This window comes from Streptomyces botrytidirepellens (assembly GCF_003721215.1).
GTDB classification, from domain to species: domain Bacteria; phylum Actinomycetota; class Actinomycetes; order Streptomycetales; family Streptomycetaceae; genus Streptomyces; species Streptomyces himastatinicus.
Window position 1 is genome coordinate 1 of sequence record NZ_RIBZ01000165.1, and the last position, 16935, is coordinate 16935.

At 71.9% G+C, this 16935-nt stretch carries 15 protein-coding genes and 2 pseudogenes; 8 read left to right on the plus strand and 9 right to left on the minus strand.

The annotated features are described in order from the left end of the window. The first annotated feature begins 124 nt into the window (after positions 1-124). The 3 genes and pseudogenes from EEJ42_RS12410 (at position 125) to EEJ42_RS12420 (ending at position 3693) form a co-directional block, all read left to right on the plus strand. Positions 125-2133 (plus strand): annotated as a pseudogene (locus EEJ42_RS12410) (ABC transporter ATP-binding protein). Positions 2134-2303: 170 nt separating this feature from the next. Then, entirely contained in the window at positions 2304-2693 is a 390-nt protein-coding gene (locus EEJ42_RS12415; protein ID WP_123100006.1) for a lanthionine synthetase LanC family protein, read from the plus strand. Positions 2694-2946: 253 nt separating this feature from the next. Continuing rightward, positions 2947-3693: an SAM-dependent methyltransferase gene (locus EEJ42_RS12420; RefSeq protein ID WP_123100007.1), complete on the plus strand. Its 747-nt coding sequence runs from the start codon at positions 2947-2949 to the stop codon at positions 3691-3693. Positions 3694-3804: 111 nt separating this feature from the next. Here EEJ42_RS12420 and EEJ42_RS12430 read toward each other — a convergent pair whose 3' ends face one another. Further along, a complete protein-coding gene (locus tag EEJ42_RS12430) occupies positions 3805-4335 on the minus strand; it encodes a MarR family winged helix-turn-helix transcriptional regulator (protein ID WP_246096405.1) in 531 nt (176 codons plus the stop codon). A gap of 99 nt (positions 4336-4434) precedes the next feature. On the opposite strand from EEJ42_RS12430, the gene EEJ42_RS54625 reads away from it, so the two are divergent. Both EEJ42_RS54625 and EEJ42_RS54630 read left to right on the plus strand, forming a co-directional pair. Continuing rightward, entirely contained in the window at positions 4435-4773 is a 339-nt protein-coding gene (locus tag EEJ42_RS54625; RefSeq protein ID WP_425472888.1) for a cupin domain-containing protein, read from the plus strand. Further along, on the plus strand, positions 4767-4973 hold the full coding sequence (locus EEJ42_RS54630; protein WP_425472889.1) for a hypothetical protein: 207 nt from the start codon (positions 4767-4769) through the stop codon (positions 4971-4973). Before EEJ42_RS54625 ends, EEJ42_RS54630 begins: the two co-directional genes overlap by 7 nt. Positions 4974-5040: 67 nt before the next feature. Here the strand turns inward: EEJ42_RS54630 and EEJ42_RS12440 are convergent, their stop codons facing one another. From EEJ42_RS12440 to EEJ42_RS12465, 6 genes are all read right to left on the minus strand, one after another. Further along, positions 5041-5760 (minus strand): response regulator transcription factor, encoded by a 720-nt coding sequence (locus tag EEJ42_RS12440; RefSeq protein ID WP_123100009.1) that lies wholly within the window; start codon positions 5758-5760, stop codon positions 5041-5043. A gap of 76 nt (positions 5761-5836) precedes the next feature. Continuing rightward, on the minus strand, positions 5837-7255 hold the full coding sequence (locus EEJ42_RS12445; protein ID WP_123100010.1) for a sensor histidine kinase: 1419 nt from the start codon (positions 7253-7255) through the stop codon (positions 5837-5839). Beyond that, entirely contained in the window at positions 7252-7992 is a 741-nt protein-coding gene (locus EEJ42_RS12450; RefSeq protein WP_123100011.1) for a response regulator transcription factor, read from the minus strand. Before EEJ42_RS12450 ends, EEJ42_RS12445 begins: the two co-directional genes overlap by 4 nt. An 86-nt stretch (positions 7993-8078) precedes the next feature. Further along, positions 8079-9242 (minus strand): S1C family serine protease, encoded by a 1164-nt coding sequence (locus tag EEJ42_RS12455; RefSeq protein ID WP_123100012.1) that lies wholly within the window; start codon positions 9240-9242, stop codon positions 8079-8081. Between the two features lie 92 nt (positions 9243-9334). After that, positions 9335-10357, minus strand: coding sequence for a LacI family DNA-binding transcriptional regulator (locus EEJ42_RS12460; protein ID WP_123100013.1), 1023 nt, complete (start codon positions 10355-10357; stop codon positions 9335-9337). 23 nt (positions 10358-10380) lie between these two features. Then, on the minus strand, positions 10381-11208 hold the full coding sequence (locus EEJ42_RS12465; RefSeq protein ID WP_123100014.1) for a response regulator transcription factor: 828 nt from the start codon (positions 11206-11208) through the stop codon (positions 10381-10383). A 262-nt stretch (positions 11209-11470) separates the two neighbouring features. Between EEJ42_RS12465 and EEJ42_RS12470 the strand changes: the two genes are divergently transcribed. After that, entirely contained in the window at positions 11471-12346 is an 876-nt protein-coding gene (locus EEJ42_RS12470; protein ID WP_123100015.1) for an alpha/beta hydrolase, read from the plus strand. 15 nt (positions 12347-12361) lie between these two features. Here EEJ42_RS12470 and EEJ42_RS12475 read toward each other — a convergent pair whose 3' ends face one another. Both EEJ42_RS12475 and EEJ42_RS12480 read right to left on the minus strand, forming a co-directional pair. After that, positions 12362-14260: an ABC transporter ATP-binding protein gene (locus EEJ42_RS12475; protein WP_123100016.1), complete on the minus strand. Its 1899-nt coding sequence runs from the start codon at positions 14258-14260 to the stop codon at positions 12362-12364. Between the two features lie 68 nt (positions 14261-14328). Beyond that, the gene (locus tag EEJ42_RS12480) at positions 14329-16074 is read right to left on the minus strand and encodes an ABC transporter ATP-binding protein (RefSeq protein ID WP_123100017.1); all 1746 of its coding nucleotides are present in this window, start codon (positions 16072-16074) and stop codon (positions 14329-14331) included. 123 nt (positions 16075-16197) lie between these two features. Between EEJ42_RS12480 and EEJ42_RS12485 the strand changes: the two genes are divergently transcribed. Together EEJ42_RS12485 and EEJ42_RS12490 are read left to right on the plus strand one after the other, a co-directional pair. Continuing rightward, positions 16198-16473 (plus strand): MoaD/ThiS family protein, encoded by a 276-nt coding sequence (locus EEJ42_RS12485; protein ID WP_123100018.1) that lies wholly within the window; start codon positions 16198-16200, stop codon positions 16471-16473. Positions 16474-16484: 11 nt separating this feature from the next. Next, positions 16485-16935, plus strand: a pseudogene (locus EEJ42_RS12490) (hypothetical protein); the annotation flags it as partial.

Sequence of the window (16935 nt, forward strand, 5' to 3'; positions counted from 1 at the left end):
GGGCCCGTGGCAATCACGCCACGGGCCCGCCTCGGCCGTTTCCGGACCCGGGAGACCCCACGTGACCACACCACCGCCCCTGCCCTCGTCCCCGCCCTCACCTTCGTACGACGACCAGGCCACCATGCAGCTGCGCCTGGTCGTGGCCGATCCCGCGACCGGCCGCGGTCGGCACCGGCGCCCCGGGCGGCCCCGCCCGTACGGCCGCCACCAGCGGGCGGTGCAGCCGCTGCCCGAGGAGTACGCGTACGTCCCCGTCACGGAGGACGGCGAGGAGGCGGAGCCGACCGCTCCGCAGCTTCCGGCGCGGCTGGCGTTCCGCCGGTTCTGGCCGCTGACCAAGGGCGATCGCCGCTGGATCGTGCTGATCTGCGTGTGCGTCATCGCCGCGGCGCTCGCCGAGACCGCCGCGATCCTGCTCTTCTCCGACCTCACCGACAACGCCCTGCGGCAGGGGTCGCTCAGCGCGTTCTGGAGCCCCGCGGCGCAGTGGCTCGCGGTCGCCGTGCTCGGCGCGGGCGTCGGCTACGCCGGTAACTCGCTCGCCGTCTGGACCGCCGAACGCTTCGTGATGCGGCTGCGGGCCCGGGTCTTCGGGCACGTCCAGGACCTGCCGCCGCACTTCTTCTCCCGCCACCGCCAGGGCGATCTGCTGGAGCGGCTCACCGGGGACATCGACGCCATCGAGCAGATGGTGGTCTCCGGCGTGGTGGGCACCGTGTCGGCGGTCTTCAGCACCGTCTTCTTCTCGGTCGCCGCGTTCACCCTGCGCTGGGACCTGGCGCTGGCCACCTTCGTCCTCGCGCCGCTGTTCTGGCTGGCCGCGCGGCGCTTCTCCGGCCGCATCAAGTCGGTCGCCCGGGAGGAGCGGGTCGCCGACGGCGCGANGGCCGCATCAAGTCGGTCGCCCGGGAGGAGCGGGTCGCCGACGGCGCGATCACCTCGGTGGTCGAGGAGTCCCTCGCGAACGTCGTGCTCACCCAGGCGTACAACCGCAAGGGCGCCGAGGAGGACCGGTTGCGGCGGGAGGCCGGGGCGTGGATGCGGGCCTCGGTGTCCGGGGCGCGGATGAGCGAGCTGTACGAGCAGCTGGTGGAGGTCATCGAGACGCTGTGCGTGCTCGCCGTCATCGGGCTCGGCGCCTGGGAGATCTCCCAGGACCGGATGACGATCGGCCAGCTGCTCGCCTTCGCCGCCTTCCTCGGCTACCTCTACCCGCCGATCCGCAACCTCGGGCAGCTGGGCCTGACCCTCACCGCCGCGACCGCGGGCGCCGAACGGCTGCTGGAGATCCTCGACGCCGAACCCGCCGTGCGCGACCCCGCGCCGGGGGCGGCCGTCCAGCCGTGGCGGGTGCACGGCACGGTCGAGTTCGACCGGGTCGGCTTCCGGTACCCGGGCGCCGAACGGCCCACCCTGGCCGGGGTGTCGCTGGCCGCCCGGCCGGGAGAGTTCGTCCTGATCACGGGGGCGAGCGGGGCGGGCAAGTCGACCGTCTCCAAGCTGCTGCTGCGCTTCTACGACCCGGGCGAGGGCTACGTACGGCTGGACGGCGTCCCGCTGCACGCCCTGCCGCTCGCCTTCCTGCGCGACCACGTGACCCTGCTGCCGCAGGAAACCCTGATCCTGCACGACACCATCCGCGAGAACATCGCGTGCGGGCGGCCGGGCGCGAGCGACCACGACATCGTCCGGGCGGCGCGGGACGCGGCCGCCGACGAGTTCATCCGCGCCCTGCCCCAGGGGTACGACACCCGCATCGACCCGCACACCGCCCAGCTCTCCGGCGGCCAGCTCCAGCGGATCGCCATCGCCCGGGCGATGCTGCGCAACGCCCCCGTCCTGGTCCTCGACGAGCCCACCACCGGACTCGACGCCCTGGCCGCACGGCGCGTGGTCCGGCCGCTGCGGCGGCTCATGGCGGGCCGTACGACGATCATGATCACCCACGACCTCAACCTCGCCCCCGACGCCGACCGCATCCTGGTCCTCGACCACGGCCGCCTGGTGGAGACCGGCACCCACCACGAACTGCTCGCCCTCGGCGGCGCCTACGCCCGCCTCCACGGCTCCCAGAACGGCTCCCTGACGGACACCGGATCGCATCCCACGGTCCACCTCGGCCCGTCCTGACGACGGCCGCCGACCAGGTTTCGCAGCGCCTGGGCATGCTGCTGCTCCTCGTGAGCGAGTACGTAGGCCCGCACGAGAGGGCCCGCGTCGCCCCACGCTGACGAGAGGTCAGAGCGGCGCCACGCGCTCCGCGACCTGCGCCGCGCTCGCGCGCCGAAACCACCGACCCCATCGCCGGACGCACCACCGCCTGGTGCTACGGCACCCCCGGCATCGCAGCAGCCCTGGCCAGCGCAGGCCACGCCCTCGACCACCCAGCACTCAACCGCACCGCCACCGAAGCAATGAACGCCCTCGCCGCCCGGCCGCCGGAGAACTGGGACACCGAAGGCGCCGCCCTCTGCCACGGCAGCGCAGGCATCCTTCAAAGCGCACTCCACCTCTCGTGCCCCACACTGGCGGACTCCGCTGCCCACACCACCCTGACCAGCACCACAACCTCGGACCTGCCGGGCTTCCTCACCGGCCAGGCTGGCACCGCACTGGCCCTCGCCGACCTCAGCGGCCTACTGCCAACCAGCCCCACCGACACCTGGGACTGCCTCATCCTGCTCTCCTAGTTGTACTGCAGCCGCAGTTGTTGTGACTGGCGGTCCGGAAGGCATGCAGCGGCTGCCGAACCAGGCCGGCTGGGGCGCTGACGCGGTCCGCGACGAGGTCTGCGGATTCGTGCTGAGCATCTGGGTACTGAGGACGGCGTGCTGGTCGTGGACAAGACCGGGTTCATCCAGAAGGGCACCCGGTCCGCCGGAGTCAGCGGCAGTACCGAGAAATGGAGGTGCGCGCAGACTCCGGCGGTGTCAGGCTGCGCCGATGAACCGTGAACAGATTTCCAGGATCGCTCATGCCAATCATCCGATCAAAGCTCCCCTCGACGACGATTCGGTGCGCGGTCTGCTGGAGCACGGGGTCTCCGAACCCGACGCGCGTGTGCTCGATCTCGGCTACGGAGGAGGAGAGTGGCTCCTTCGCGCGCTGTCCACCAGTCCTCGATCGCGTGCCGAGGGCGTCGACATCTCCGAAGAAGCACTGGCACAAGCCCGTGAAGCCGCGAGCAGCCGCGGCGTCCAGGAACGCCTGGTCCTCCACCACCAGGCAGCCGCCGACTTCGTCTCCCCGCACCCGTTCGACTTGGTGCTCAGCGTCGGGGCCACCCACGCCTTCGGCGGTCTGCTCCCCACTCTCGCGGCGGCACGCAAGCACCTGGCTCCGGGGGGACGCGTCCTGGTCGGTGACGCATTCTGGGAGCGAGAGCCTTCCCCGGAAGCGGTCGAGATGCTCGGCGACTACACCGACCTGGCGACCACCTTGGATCGCGTGACCGCTGACGGGTGGACGCCCGTCCACGGCCACGTCAGCACCCGCCGGGAGCTGGACGATTACGAGTGGGCATGCTGGGGGTCGGTGGCCGCATGGGCCCTGGACCATCCTGATGACCCGGACAGTTCCCAAGCTCTCTCGACAGCCGCTACCCGCCGCTCCGAATGGCTGCGTTCCTACCGGGACAGCTTTGGCTTCCTCTGCCTGGTCCTGCGCCAGACGCCAACCGCCCGCGCCTAATCCCCCGCGAGCGTCCGCAGGACATGGCCGACGCCGCGCACCGTGTGGACCACGCGCGGCTCGTCACCCGCCTCCGTCTTGCGGCGCAGGTGGCGCGGGTGCGGCCCGGTGTCACCCGACGGCGCGCAGGAGGCCGCGCAGGGCCCGGTGGAGAGTCTCGCGTTCTTCCGGGGTGAGCGACGCGAGGAGGCGGTTTTCGTTGGCGACGTGGTCGGTCACCGCGGCGTCGACGACTTCATAGCCGCGGTCGGTGAGGGAGACCCGGAAGCTGCGGCGGTCGGCGGGGTCGAGGGTGCGTTCCACCAGGCCCGCCGCCTCCAGGCGGTCCAGGCGGTTGGTCATTCCGGCGCGGGAGAGCATCAGGGTCTTGGCGAGCACCGACGGAATCAGGGTGTACGGGGGACCCGAGCGGCGCAGGGCGGCCAGCACGTCGAACTCGCCGGACTGCAGGCCGTGGCGGGTGAACACCTCATCGAGGGCCGGGGCGAGGAGGAGGGAGAGCTGCCCGAGCCTGCCGAAAACCCCCATGGTCACGAGGTCCAGATCAGGTCGCTCCCGCTGCCACTGCGCAAGGACCTCGTCCACCGCGTCGGTGTGCCGCGACTGCCCGGTCTTCTCGTTCTGCTGAGTCTTCTTCACCACGCGCCCCATACTATTCGAGGCCAGATAATTCGATGCCGTACTATTCGACACGTTACCAACTCCCCGGCGAAGATCGGGCCGGACGAACGGAAGCGACAGATGTCCTTGATCACCTCAGGCGGCCGAAGTGCCGTATTCCTGCGGGAGACCGAGGCGGAAACGCTGAGCGGTGCGGCGAACACCACGCGGCTCCTTGCCGATTCGAGCACCACCTCAGGGGCACTGAGCAGTCAGCGGGTGACCTTGCGTCAGGGCGCCGACGGAGCGGTGCCGCACCACCACAACAACTCCGCCGAACTCTTCTTCGTCCTCAGCGGCAGACTTCAGGCGCTCGCCGGGGATGAGGTGATCACCGCGGACGAAGGCGACTTCCTTGTCGTGCCCCCGGCATGCCGCACGCCTTCGCGGCCGAACCGGGTTCGGACGCCGATGTGCTGATCGTCATCACCCCCGGCGTCGAGCGATTCGAGTACTTCCGCCTGCTGGACCGAGTCCGCCGGGGCACCGCCGGCCCGCAGGAGATCCTGGACGCCCAGGACCGCTTCGACAACCATTTCCTCGACAGTCCGGTGTGGAGCCGGGCCCGATCACGCCGTACGCCCGCTCACGGAGGACGTACCCCTGGCCGCGGAGACTGACCGCAACCGCTCACAGGCGCGCGAGGGCCCCGGCAAGCCGGGGGCTCTGTCGTGTCCGCGCACGCACCTAGTCCGCGCGCAGTACGTAGCCGACGCCCCGCACCGTGTGGACCACGCGCGGCTCGCCGCCCGCCTCCGTCTTGCGGCGCAGGTACATCACGTACACGTCCAGCTTGTTGGACGACGGCTCGAAGTCGAAGCCCCAGACGTCGCGGAGGATCGCGGCGCGGCTGAGGACCTGGCGGGGGCGGGAGAGGAAGAGCTTGAGCAGGGCGAATTCGGTCTTGGTGAGGTCGAGTTGACGGCCCGAGCGGGTGACCTGGCGGGTGAGGGTGTCCAGGGTCATGTCGTCGAAGGCGAGTTGGGCGTCCGGCGCCGGGGGCGGCGTACGGACGGGGCTTAACGGCACGAGCGCCCGGCCCCGGCGCAGCAGCGCGCGGACGCGGGCCAGCAGTTCGTCGCACGCGTAGGGCTTGACCAGGTAGTCGTCGGCGCCGTTGTCGAGGCCGACGATGCGGTCGCCCACGGAGTCCCGCCCGGTGACCATCATGATCGGCACGGTGCGGCCGGAGGCCCGGAGCCGGCGGGCCACGGCCAGCCCGTCCAGGCCCGGCAGCATCACCTCGAGCAGCACCAGGTCGGGCGGCTCCTCCTCGATGCGGCGCAGCGCCGCCACGCCGTCCCCGGCCGTGTCGACCTCGTAGCCCTCGCACCGCAGGGCTCTGCCGATGGCTTCGCGCACCGAAGGCTCGTCGTCCACGACCAGGATCCGGGAAGTCTCGTGCATGGGCCCCAACCTGGTGCCCGAGGCTGTGCGTCCGCTGAGTCCGGCGTATCGGGGGGCTGAGAAGGCCGGCGGAGGGTCAGGGGCCGAGTTCGGGCGGGGCGGTGGGGGCGCCGGGGAGGCGGATCCAGGCGACGGTGCCGCCGCCCGGTGCGGGCCGCAGCCCCACCTGGCCGCCGGACTGCTGGACGGTACGGGCCACGATGGACAGCCCGAGCCCGGAGCCGGGCATGCTGCGGGCGGACGGCGAACGCCAGAACCGCTCGAAGACGTGCGGGAGTTCATCGTCGGGAATGCCGGGGCCGCGGTCCCGCACCGTCAACTCACCCCTTCTGAGGGCGACATCGACGACACCACCCGAAGGGCTGAACTTCACGGCGTTGTCGAGCAGGTTGACCAGCGCCCGCTCCAGGGCGGCCGGCTCGCCGCGTACGTACCAGGGCTCGATCGCGGCGTCGAGGGTGAGCCCGGTGCCCCGCAGCCGGGCCCGCTCCAGGGCGGCGCCCGCGATCTCGTGCAGCGCGACCACCTGGAGCGGCCCGCTGCCGGGCAGCGCGTCCGGCCGGGACAGCTCCTGGAGGTCGCCGATGAGCGCCGCCAGTTCGGTCATCTGCGCCTTGACGCTGCTCATGAGCGCCTTGCGGTCCTCCGGAGGCAGGGCGCGGCCGGTCTCGTCGCTGCGGGCGAGCAGTTCGACGTTGGTGCGGAGCGAGGTGAGCGGGGTGCGCAGCTCGTGCCCCGCGTCGGCGATCAGCTGCTGCTGGCGGTCGCGGGAGGAGGCGAGGGCGGCGGTCATGGCGTTGAACGACCGGGACAGCCGGGCGATCTCGTCGTCGCCCTCGGCGGGGATGCGGACGGCCAGGTCCTCGGTGCGGGCCACGTGCTCGACGGCGTGGGTCAGCCGGTCCACCGGCTTCAGCCCGGTCCGGGCGATCCACAGCCCGGCCGCCCCGGCGCCGACGACGCCGATCCCGGCGACGAGGGCGAGGACGAGCGCGAGCGTGTTCAGCGGGTCCTGCACCTCGCTGAGCGGGCGCGCCATGGAGACGGCGATGCCGCGCGGCAGCGGGCTGTCGGGGCCGCCGGACGGCCGGTAGGTGAAGACGCGCATGTCGCGGCCGTCCTCGGCGGTCGCGTCGTGCAGCGCGGTCGGCCGCTGCCCGGTGGCCACAGCCACGTCGTCGGCGCTCACCGGCAGCTCCGTCGCCCCGGGCTGGGGGCAGCGGTTGCCGTCGGGCAGCACGATCTGCACGGAGTACGAGCCGAGGGCGCGCGGGGTGTGGCCATCGTCGCCGTCGGGGTTCTGGCACGCGTCCAGGATGCTCACCACATTGCGCTCGTCGACCTTGACGCTGCGCAGCGACGAGTCGAGCTGTGCGCTGAGCTGCTCGCGCACGATCAGCCAGCACGCGAACGCCGACACCGCGACCGCCACCGCCACCGCCACCGCGGTCAGCAGGGCCAGCCGCGAGCGCAGCGGGAGTCCGCGGAGCCTCACGACGGTTCGCCCTCCGCCGGCCGCAGGACGTACCCCACGCCGCGCACCGTGTGGACGAGCCGCGGCTCACCGGCCGCCTCGGTCTTGCGGCGCAGATACATCACGTACACGTCCAGCGAGTTGGACGACGGCTCGAAGTCGAAGCCCCACACGGCCTTCAGGATCTGCTCGCGGGTGAGGACCTGGCGCGGATGCGCGAGGAACATCTCCAGCAGGGTGAACTCGGTGCGGGTCAGCTCGACGCGCCGCCCGCCCCGGGTGACCTCGCGGGTCGTCAGGTCCATCCGCAGGTCGCCGAAGGACATCGTGTCGTCGTCGGCGACCGGCGCGCCCGCCGCGGCCGCGTACGAGCTGCGGCGCAGCAGGGCACGGATGCGGGCGAGCAGCTCGTCCAGCTCGAAGGGCTTGACGAGGTAGTCGTCCGCGCCCGCGTCGAGGCCGGTGACCCGGTCGCCGACCGTGTCGCGCGCGGTGAGCATCAGGACGGGCACGGTCACCCCGGTGGCGCGCAGCCGCCGGGCGGCGGTGAGCCCGTCCATGCGGGGCATCAGCACGTCGAGCACGATCAGCTCCGGGTCATAGGTACCGGCCTTCTCCAGGGCGTCCAGTCCGTCGACGGCGGTCTCGGTCGCGTAGCCCTCGAAGGCGAGGCTGCGCTGGAGCGCCTCGCGGACGGCCGGCTCGTCGTCGACGATCAGGATGCGGGCGGGCTGATCGCCGTGGTCGACGGGGCTCATGGATCGGTTTCCTTAACGGTGGGCGGGGCGGGCGCTGTGCTGTCAGCCTCGCATGTTGGCCTGCGCCGGGGCGGCTCAGCTGCGGCTCAGCTGTTGCCGTTGCTGCCGGTGCCGCCGTCGCGCAGGGCGGAGAGGTCGGACTTGACGGTGTCGACCGGAATCGAGAAGCCCAGGCCGATGCTGCCCGCGCTGCTGCTCTGGCCGGAGGCCGGGGCGTACATCGCGGAGTTGATCCCGATGACCTGGCCCCGCATGTTGATCAGTGCGCCGCCGGAGTTGCCGGGGTTGAGCGAGGCGTCGGTCTGGATGGCCTTGTACGTGGTGGTCGACTGGCCGACGTCGCCGTTGTAGCTGCCGCCGCCGAACTCGAACGGCCACTGGCCGCCGCCCTGCTGGCCGCGGTCCTGGCCCTGGCCCTGGTCCTCGTCCGTGGAGACGGTGACGTCGCGGTTCAGCGCGGAGACGATGCCGCTGGTCACGGTGCCGCTCAGCCCCTCGGGCGAGCCGATGGCCACGACCTGGTCGCCGACCTCGACCTGGCTGGAGTCGCCCAGGGACGCGGCCTTGAGGCCGCTCGCGCCGCTCACCTTGATCAGGGCCAGGTCCTTGCCGCTGTCGGTGCCGACGACCGACGCGCTCTTGGTGCTGCCGTCGCTGAACGTCACCTTGATCGAATCGGCGTCGGAGATGACGTGGTTGTTGGTGATGATCTCGCCGCCGCTGGTGACGATCACGCCGGAGCCGGTGGACTCGCCCGCGGCGGACGTCGCGCTGATCTCCACGATGCTGGGGCTCACGGCGGCCGCCACGGCGGACACGCCGCTGCCGCTGCTGGAGTTGACGCCCACGACCGGGGTCGACACAGCCGTGTCCCCCTTGTCGGCGGCCTGGCTGACGAAGGTCGCCGTCCCGCCGCCCACCAGCGCCGAGACCACCGCCACGGCGGCGATCAGCCCGGCCGACCGGGAGAGCTGCCGCTTGCGGCGGCCACCGCCGGGGTGCGGTATCGCCGTGGTGTCCGCACCGCCGGTGCCACCGGTGCCGCCAGTGCCACCGGTGCCGCCAGTGCCACCGGTGCCGCCAGTGCCGCCGATGCCGTCGGATCCGCCGCCCGGCCACACGGTGACCCCGGAGGGGGTGGTCACCGGCGTCTGCGGCTCATGGGTGGGCGGCGGCGGGTAGGCCGCCGCGCCGCCGTACGCGTAGGGATAGGGCTCTTCGTCGCCGCTACGGCGCTGGCTTGTCGTCATGTCCAAGACTCTGCGGCGCGAGTATGAGAGCCACCTGAGGACCCGCTGAGAAGCAGGGCAGAAGTCGGTATGCCCGACATAAACGCCAGGAGCTACGAGCAGCCGCAGGAGCGCCGTACCACCAGCGCGGACGGGAACTGCCGCACCCGCTCCCGGCGCGAGACCGCGAGCCGCGGGGTGTCGTCCAGCACCAGGTCCACCGCGGCGCGCGCCATCGCGGGCCGGTCGGAGCCGACCGTGGTCAGCGGCGGATCGGTCAGACCCGCCTCCTTGACGTCGTCGAAGCCCGCGACCGCCAGCTCGCCCGGCACATCGATGCGCAGCTCGCGCGCCGCCCGCAGCACCCCGAAGGCCTGGTCGTCGGTGGCGCAGAAGATCGCCGGGGGCCGGTCAGGACCGGCCAGCAGGCCGAGGGCGACCTGGTAGGCGTCGTACCGGTTGTACGGGGCCTGGAACAGCCGCCCCTCCGTGGACCGTCCGGCCTCCTGCATCGCCCGGCGCCAGCCCTCGACGTGGTCGGTCACCGGGTCGCCGACGGTCGGGGTTATCTCGGTGCCGCCGAGGCAGGCCACATAGGAGTGGCCGTGCTCCAGCAGATGGCGCACCGCGAGCTGGGCGCCGCCGACGTCGTCCAGCACCACGGCCACGTCGTCGATCGCCTCGGGCCGCTCGTGCAGCAGCACCACCCGGGCGTCCCAGGCCTCGATCTCGGCGGCCGCGTTCTCGCTGGGGCCCTGGCTGATGAGGATCAGCCCGGACACCCGCATCCCCAGGAAGGCGCGCAGATAGTGCACCTCGCGCTCGTCCAGGTAGTCGGAGTTGCCGACCAGCACCATCTTGCCGCGCTCGGCGGCGGCCTGTTCGACCGCGTGCGCCATCTCGGCGAAGAACGGCTGGCGGGCGTCCGGCACGATCAACCCTATGAGGTCGGTCCGCCGGCTCGCCATCGCCTGGGCAACCCGGTCGGGCCGGTAGCCCAGCTCCTTGATCGCGGCGAGAACCCGCTCGCGCGTGGCCGGGGCGACCGGCCGGGGTCCGTTATTGATGACGTAACTGACGACCGCGGTCGAGGTTCCCGCCAGCCTTGCCACATCATCACGCGTCACCTTGGCCACGCGCGAAGTCTACGCGGGTCCAGCTAGGACTTGACCGGTCGTGCGGGCGCCGCTTCCGCGGCGGACCGCGCACCGCCGCCGGAGGAGCCCGACGGGCCGGAACCCGACGGTCCGGAGCCGGTGTCCCGGGACGCCTTCCGGGCCCGGGCCTCCTCGGCGGCCCGCTCGGCCCGCTCGACCTTCTCCGGGGTGACGAAGCGGTAGCCCACGTTGCGGACGGTCCCGATCAGCGACTCGTGCTCCGGGCCCAGCTTGGCCCGCAGCCGCCGCACGTGGACGTCCACGGTGCGGGTGCCGCCGAAGTAGTCGTAGCCCCAGACCTCCTGGAGCAGCTGCGCCCGGGTGAAGACCCGCCCCGGGTGCTGGGCGAGGTACTTCAGCAGCTCGAACTCCTTGAAGGTGAGGTCGAGCACCCGCCCCTTGAGCTTGGCGCTGTAGGTGGCCTCGTCCACCGACAGATCGCCGTTGCGGATCTCCATCGGGCTGTCGTCGGTGGTGATCTGCTGGCGGCCCATGGCCAGCCGCAGCCGGGCCTCGACCTCGGCCGGGCCCGCGGTGTCCAGCAGTACGTCGTCGATGCCCCAGTCGGCGGTGACGGCGGCGAGCCCGCCCTCGGTCACCACCAGGACCAGCGGACAGCCGGGGCCGGTCGACCGCAGCAGCTGGCACAGGCTGCGCACCTGCGGCAGATCGCGGCGGCCGTCGATCAGGATGACGTCGGCACCGGGGGTGTCCACCAGGGCCGGGCCCTCCGCGGGGGCGACCCGCACGCTGTGCAGCAGCAGGCCGAGGGCGGGGAGCACCTCCGTCGAGGGCTGGAGTGCGTTGGTCAGCAGCAGGAGGGAACTCATCGTCCACCACCCGCCCCGGCCGTGATCGTGATGTTGTGCACGCTTCGCTCGCCCATTGCCTCGGTTTCCTCCTCGGTCCCTTGCGAGAGGGGGCACCTCCCGGGCTCCGCCCGGGGGAGTCTGCGGCTACTGCTTCGTACGGTCTGCTCGCACCCACGGGGGCATACGCGCAAAGCCGCGCTCAAACGCGCGCGGTGCCCCTGAAAGCACAAAAGGACCCGGGGGCGACATTGCCCGGATCCTTCACAGCAGAATAACCCACATGACACCCGGTGGAGAGGCCGAATCTGCTCGACGTTCCCCGACCCCGGCTGCCGCGGGCGCCCGGAGAGCCACGCTGCTCACCGAGGACGGGGTCCCGATCGAGACCCGTTACGAGTCTTCCCGGGCGGGCGGCGGACTATCCGCGGACACCCCTGTGATCGTCGTCGCGCACGGTTTCACCGGTGCCCTGGAGCGGCCCGCGCTGCGCCGGGTGGCATCGGTCTTCACGCAGCGTACGGCCGTGATCACGTTCTCGTTCCGGGGTCACGGGCGGTCCGGCGGGCGGTCCACCGTCGGGGACCGGGAGGTCCTCGATCTGGCGGCCGCTGTGCGCTGGGCCCGGACGCTGGGCCACCGGCGGGTGATCACCGTCGGCTTCTCGATGGGCGGCTCGGTGGTGCTCCGCCATGCGGCGCTGTCCGCACGGAACAAGCCGGAGCAGGATGAGGAGCGCGAGGGGCGCACGGGGGCGCACACGTCGGGAGCGGACGCGGTCGTCGCGGTGAGCGCCCCCGCCCGCTGGTACTACCGGGGGACGGCCCCGATGCGCCGCGTCCACTGGGCGATCACCCGGCCGACCGGTCGGCTGGTCTCCCGCTACGGGCTGCGGACCCGCATCGACGCCCGCGGCTGGAACCCGGAACCGCTGCCGCCGGTGGCCGCGGTCCCCCTGATCGCGCCGACGCCGCTGCTGATCGTGCACGGCGACCGGGACCCGTACTTCCCGCTGGACCATCCGCGGATGCTGATGGCGGCGGCGGACCGGGCGTCCACGGAGCTGTGGATCGAGCCCGGCTTCGGCCACGCGGAGACGGCGGCCCCGGCGGAGCTGCTGGACCGGGTCGCGGGCTGGGCCCTGGCCCGCACCCCCTGACCCGGTCCGGGGGCGTCACTCCGGCTCGGCCACCGGCTCCGCGAACTGGGCCGCGTACAGCCGGGCGTACGCACCCCCCGCCGCCACCAGCTCATCGTGGCTGCCCTGCTCCACGATGCGGCCCGACTCCATCACCAGGATCACGTCCGCGTCGCGGATCGTGGACAGCCGGTGGGCGATCACGAAGCTGGTGCGGCCGGTGCGCAGCGAGGCCATCGCGTGCTGGATGAGGACCTCGGTGCGGGTGTCGACGGAGCTGGTCGCCTCGTCGAGCACCAGGATGGACGGCCCGGAGAGGAACGCGCGGGCGATGGTGATCAGCTGCTTCTCGCCGACGGAGACGCCTGTGCCCTCCTCGTCGATCACCGTGTCGTAGCCGTCCGGCAGGGTGCGTACGAAGCGGTCCACATGGGTGGCCTTCGCCGCCTCCACGATCGCCTCGTGGGAGGCGCCCTCCGAGCCGTACGCGATGTTCTCCGCGATCGTGCCGCCGAACAGCCAGGTGTCCTGGAGCACCATGCCGATGTGGGAGCGCAGCTCCTCGCACGGCATGGTGGCGGCGTCGACGCCGTCGAGCGTGATGCGGCCCCCGCTGACCTCGTAGAACCGCATCAGCAGATTGACCAGGGTGGTCTTCCCCGCGCCGGTCGGGCCGACGATGGCCACGGTCTGGCCGGGGCTCACCGACAGCGAGAGCCCCTCGATGAGGGGCGTGTCGGGCTGGTAGCGGAAGGAGACGTCCTCGAACTCCACCTGGCCGAGCACGGTCCGCGGCCCCACCGGGCCCTCCGGGTCCGGGGTCTGCTCCTCCGCGTCCAGCAGCTCGAAGACCCGCTCGGCGGAGGCGACGCCCGACTGGACCATGTTGGCCATGGACGCCACCTGGGTGAGCGGCTGGCTGAACTGCCGGGAGTACTGGACGAACGCCTGGACGTCGCCGATCGACAGCGCCCCGCTCGCCACCCGCAGCCCGCCGACCACGGCGACCAGGACGTAGTTGAGGTTGCCGATGAACGTCATCGCGGGTTGGATGAGCCCGGAGATGAACTGGGCGCGGAAGCCCGCCTCGTACAGCTTCTCGTTCTGCGCGCGGAAGACCTCGGCGGACTCCCGCTCCCGCCCGAAGACCTTCACCAGGGCGTGGCCGGTGTACATCTCCTCGATGTGGGCGTTGAGCCGCCCCGTGGTCTTCCACTGCTGGACGAACTGGGGCTGGGCCCGCTTGCCGACACGCGTCGCGACCAGCACCGACACCGGGACGGTGACCAGCGCCACCAGCGCCAGCAGCGGCGAGATCCAGAACATCATGGCCAGCACGCCGACGAGGGTCAGCAGCGAGGCCATGATCTGGCTGAGGGTCTGCTGGAGCGTCTGCTGGATGTTGTCGATGTCGTTGGTGGCCCGCGACAGCACCTCGCCGCGCGACTGCTTGTCGAAGTACGACAGCGGCAGCCGCGCCAGCTTCTGTTCGACGTCCTCGCGCAGCCGGAAGACCGCGCGCTGGACGACGTTGGTGGCCACCCGCGCCTGGATCAGGTTGAGGAGCGAGGCCACGACGTACAGGCCCAGCGCCCACAGCAGGACGGTGCCGACGGCCCCGAAGTCGATGCCCTGGCCGGGCGTCACGTTCATCGAGGCGACCATGTCGGCCACGGTGCCCCGGCCGCTGTCGCGCAGGTGCTGGACGGCCTCGGCCTTGGTGGCGCCCTCCGGGAGCTGCCGTCCGACGATGCCCGCGAAGATCAGGTCGGTGGCGTGGCCCAGCACCTTCGGGCCCAGTACCGACAGCGTGATGCTGACCGTGCACAGGGCGAGCACGGCGAAGGCGATGCCGCGCTCGGGGCGCAGGGCGCCCAGCAGACGGCGGCCGGAGCCGCGGAAGTCCATGGACCGCTCGATGGGCTGGCCGCCCATGAAGCGGCCGGGCCCGGCGGCGGGCGCGGGGCCCCTGCGGGGTGCCGGAGAACTCGTGGATGACTGGCTCATGCGGCTTCCTGCTCGGTGAGCTGGGAGAGCACGATCTCCCGGTAGGTCTGGTTGCCGGCCATCAGCTCGCCGTGGGTGCCGCTGCCGACGACGCGCCCCTCGTCGAGGACCACGATCCGGTCGGCACCGCGGATGGTGGACACCCGCTGGGCGACGATGACGACGGTCGCGTTCCCCGTCTCGTCCGCCAGCGCCGCCCGCAGCCGGGCATCGGTGGCGTAGTCGAGCGCCGAGAAGGAGTCGTCGAAGAGGTAGACGGACGGCTTGAGGACCAGGGCGCGGGCGATCGCCAGCCGCTGCCGCTGCCCGCCGGAGACATTGGAGCCGCCCTGGGCGATGGGCGCCTCCAGGCCGCCCTCCATGGCCTCGACGAAGTCCCGCGCCTGCGCGGTCTCCAGGGCCTGCCACAGCTCCTCGTCGCTCGCGTCCGGGTTTCCGTACCGCAGGTTGGAGGCGACGGTGCCGGAGAACAGGTACGGCTTCTGCGGCACGAGGCCGATGGACCGGGACATCACCGCGGGGTCGAGGTCGCGCACGTCCACGCCGTCGAGGCGGACGCTGCCGTCGGTCGCGTCGAACAGCCGGGGCACCAGCCCGAGCAGGGTGGACTTGCCGCTGCCGGTGGAGCCGATGACGGCGGTGGTCCGGCCGGGGTGGGCGGTCAGCGAGACGTCGCGCAGCACGGGCTCCTCGGCTCCCGGGTAGCGGAACTCCACGCCCCGCAGCTCCAGCAGCCCGCGGCCGCCGTCGGCGGACGCCCGGGGCGCGACGGGGACCAGCGGCGGAACGACGCTGGTCCCGGTGTCCAGCACCTCCTGGACGCGCTCGGCGCACACCTCGGCGCGCGGCACCATCATGAACATGAAGGTGGCCATCATCACCGACGTCAGGATCTGCATGAGATAGCTGATGAAGGCGGTCAGCGCGCCGATCTGCATCCCGCCGCTGTCGATGCGGTGCCCGCCCGCCCAGACCACGGCGACGCTGGACAGGTTCACCACCAGCATCACGGTGGGGAACATCAGCGACATCAGCCGCCCGGCCCGTAGCGACACGTCCATCAGCGCGGTGTTCGCGGCGGTGAACCGGTTCCGCTCATGGCCGTCGCGGACGAAGGCCCGGATCACCCGGATGCCGGTGATCTGCTCGCGCAGCACCCGGTTGACGGTGTCGATGCGCTCCTGGACGTCCCGGAACAGCGGGCGCATCCTGCGGACGATGAGGGTGACGGTGATGCCCAGCACCGGCACGATCAGCAGCAGCAGCCCGGACAGCGGCACGTCCTGATTGAGCGCCATGGCGATGCCGCCGACGCACATGATGGGCGCCGACACCATCAGCGTGAAGGACATCAGGCACAGCATCTGCACCTGCTGCACGTCGTTGGTGGTGCGGGTGATCAGCGAGGGCGCCCCGAACCGGCCCATCTCGCGGGCGGAGAAGGACTGCACCCGGTCGAAGACGTCGGCGCGGATGTCCCGGCCGAGCGCCATGGCGGTGCGGGCGCCGAAGTAGACGGCGCCGATGGCGCACACGATCTGCACCAGGGTGACGGCGATCATCTGGCCGCCGACGACGAGGATGTAGCCGGTGTCGCCCTTGACGACCCCGTCGTCGATGATGTCGGCGTTGAGGGTGGGCAGGTAGAGGGTGGCCAGTGTCTGTACGAGCTGCAATAGCACGATCACGTTGATCGTTCGGGTATAGGGCCGCAGATACGCCCGTATGAGTCGGACCAGCACAGAGAAACCCTAAGCGAGCAGGCCGGGAAACGGCCCCGGAATTCCCGGGGGCGTGCTGCGTCCCCGGGGCCCTTCCGCACCCGTCATCATGGAGGACGGCAGAAGACGGGAGAGGGACACGCGATGGCGCTGAACAACACGCCCGCCGGAACCATCCGGTACTGGGCCGCGGCCCGGGCAGCGGCCGGCACCTCCGAGGAGCCGTACGCGGCGGTGACGCTGGCCGACGCGCTCGACGCGGCCCGCGAGCGGCACGCCCTGCGACCGGAGTTCGCCCGGGTCCTGCTGCGCTGTTCGTTCCTGGTCGACGGCGCACCCGTCGGCACCCGTGATCACAAGACGGTCCAACTGGCCGAGGGCGGCACGGTCGAGGTGCTTCCGCCGTTCGCAGGAGGGTGACGTACGACGTCATGAGCAACCAGCCGCATCAGCCACACGATCCGCACGCGCCGTACGAGCCGCCAGGGCCGTACGGGTCGTACCCGCCGCCGTACGAGGGACAGCAGCAGCAACAGCCGCCCGCCGATCCCTACGGCGCGTACGCCCAGGGGCAGTCGTCCGGGTACGGCTATCCGCAGCAGCAGGCGTACGCGCAGCAGCAACAGCAGTACCAGCAGCCGTACCAGCAGCCGCAGGGCGATCCCTACGCCGCCGGGCACCAGCAGCAGTACGCGGCGGGCTGGGACGAGCAGCACCACTACGCGCAGCAGCAACAACAGCAGCTCCAGTACCAGCAGGCCATGCAGGCACAGCACGCGGCGCAGGCACAGCACGCACAGCAGGCCGCGCAGGCGCAGCGGCAGGCGCACCCCGGGCCGCAGACGGGGCCGCAGACGGGGCGGCCCGCCGCGCCGCAGCCCG

Excerpts from the sequence above, each read along its gene's own strand:
- EEJ42_RS12420 (WP_123100007.1), top strand. The coding sequence starts at position 2,947 with ATGAACCGTGAACAGATTTCCAGGATCGCTCATGCCAATCATCCGATC.
- EEJ42_RS54625 (WP_425472888.1), top strand. The coding sequence starts at position 4,435 with ATGTCCTTGATCACCTCAGGCGGCCGAAGTGCCGTATTCCTGCGGGAG.
- EEJ42_RS12440 (WP_123100009.1), bottom strand. The coding sequence starts at position 5,760 with ATGCACGAGACTTCCCGGATCCTGGTCGTGGACGACGAGCCTTCGGTG.
- EEJ42_RS12450 (WP_123100011.1), bottom strand. The coding sequence starts at position 7,992 with ATGAGCCCCGTCGACCACGGCGATCAGCCCGCCCGCATCCTGATCGTC.
- EEJ42_RS12455 (WP_123100012.1), bottom strand. The coding sequence starts at position 9,242 with ATGACGACAAGCCAGCGCCGTAGCGGCGACGAAGAGCCCTATCCCTAC.
- EEJ42_RS12465 (WP_123100014.1), bottom strand. The coding sequence starts at position 11,208 with ATGAGTTCCCTCCTGCTGCTGACCAACGCACTCCAGCCCTCGACGGAG.
- EEJ42_RS12470 (WP_123100015.1), top strand. The coding sequence starts at position 11,471 with ATGACACCCGGTGGAGAGGCCGAATCTGCTCGACGTTCCCCGACCCCG.
- EEJ42_RS12475 (WP_123100016.1), bottom strand. The coding sequence starts at position 14,260 with ATGGGCGGCCAGCCCATCGAGCGGTCCATGGACTTCCGCGGCTCCGGC.
- EEJ42_RS12485 (WP_123100018.1), top strand. The coding sequence starts at position 16,198 with ATGGCGCTGAACAACACGCCCGCCGGAACCATCCGGTACTGGGCCGCG.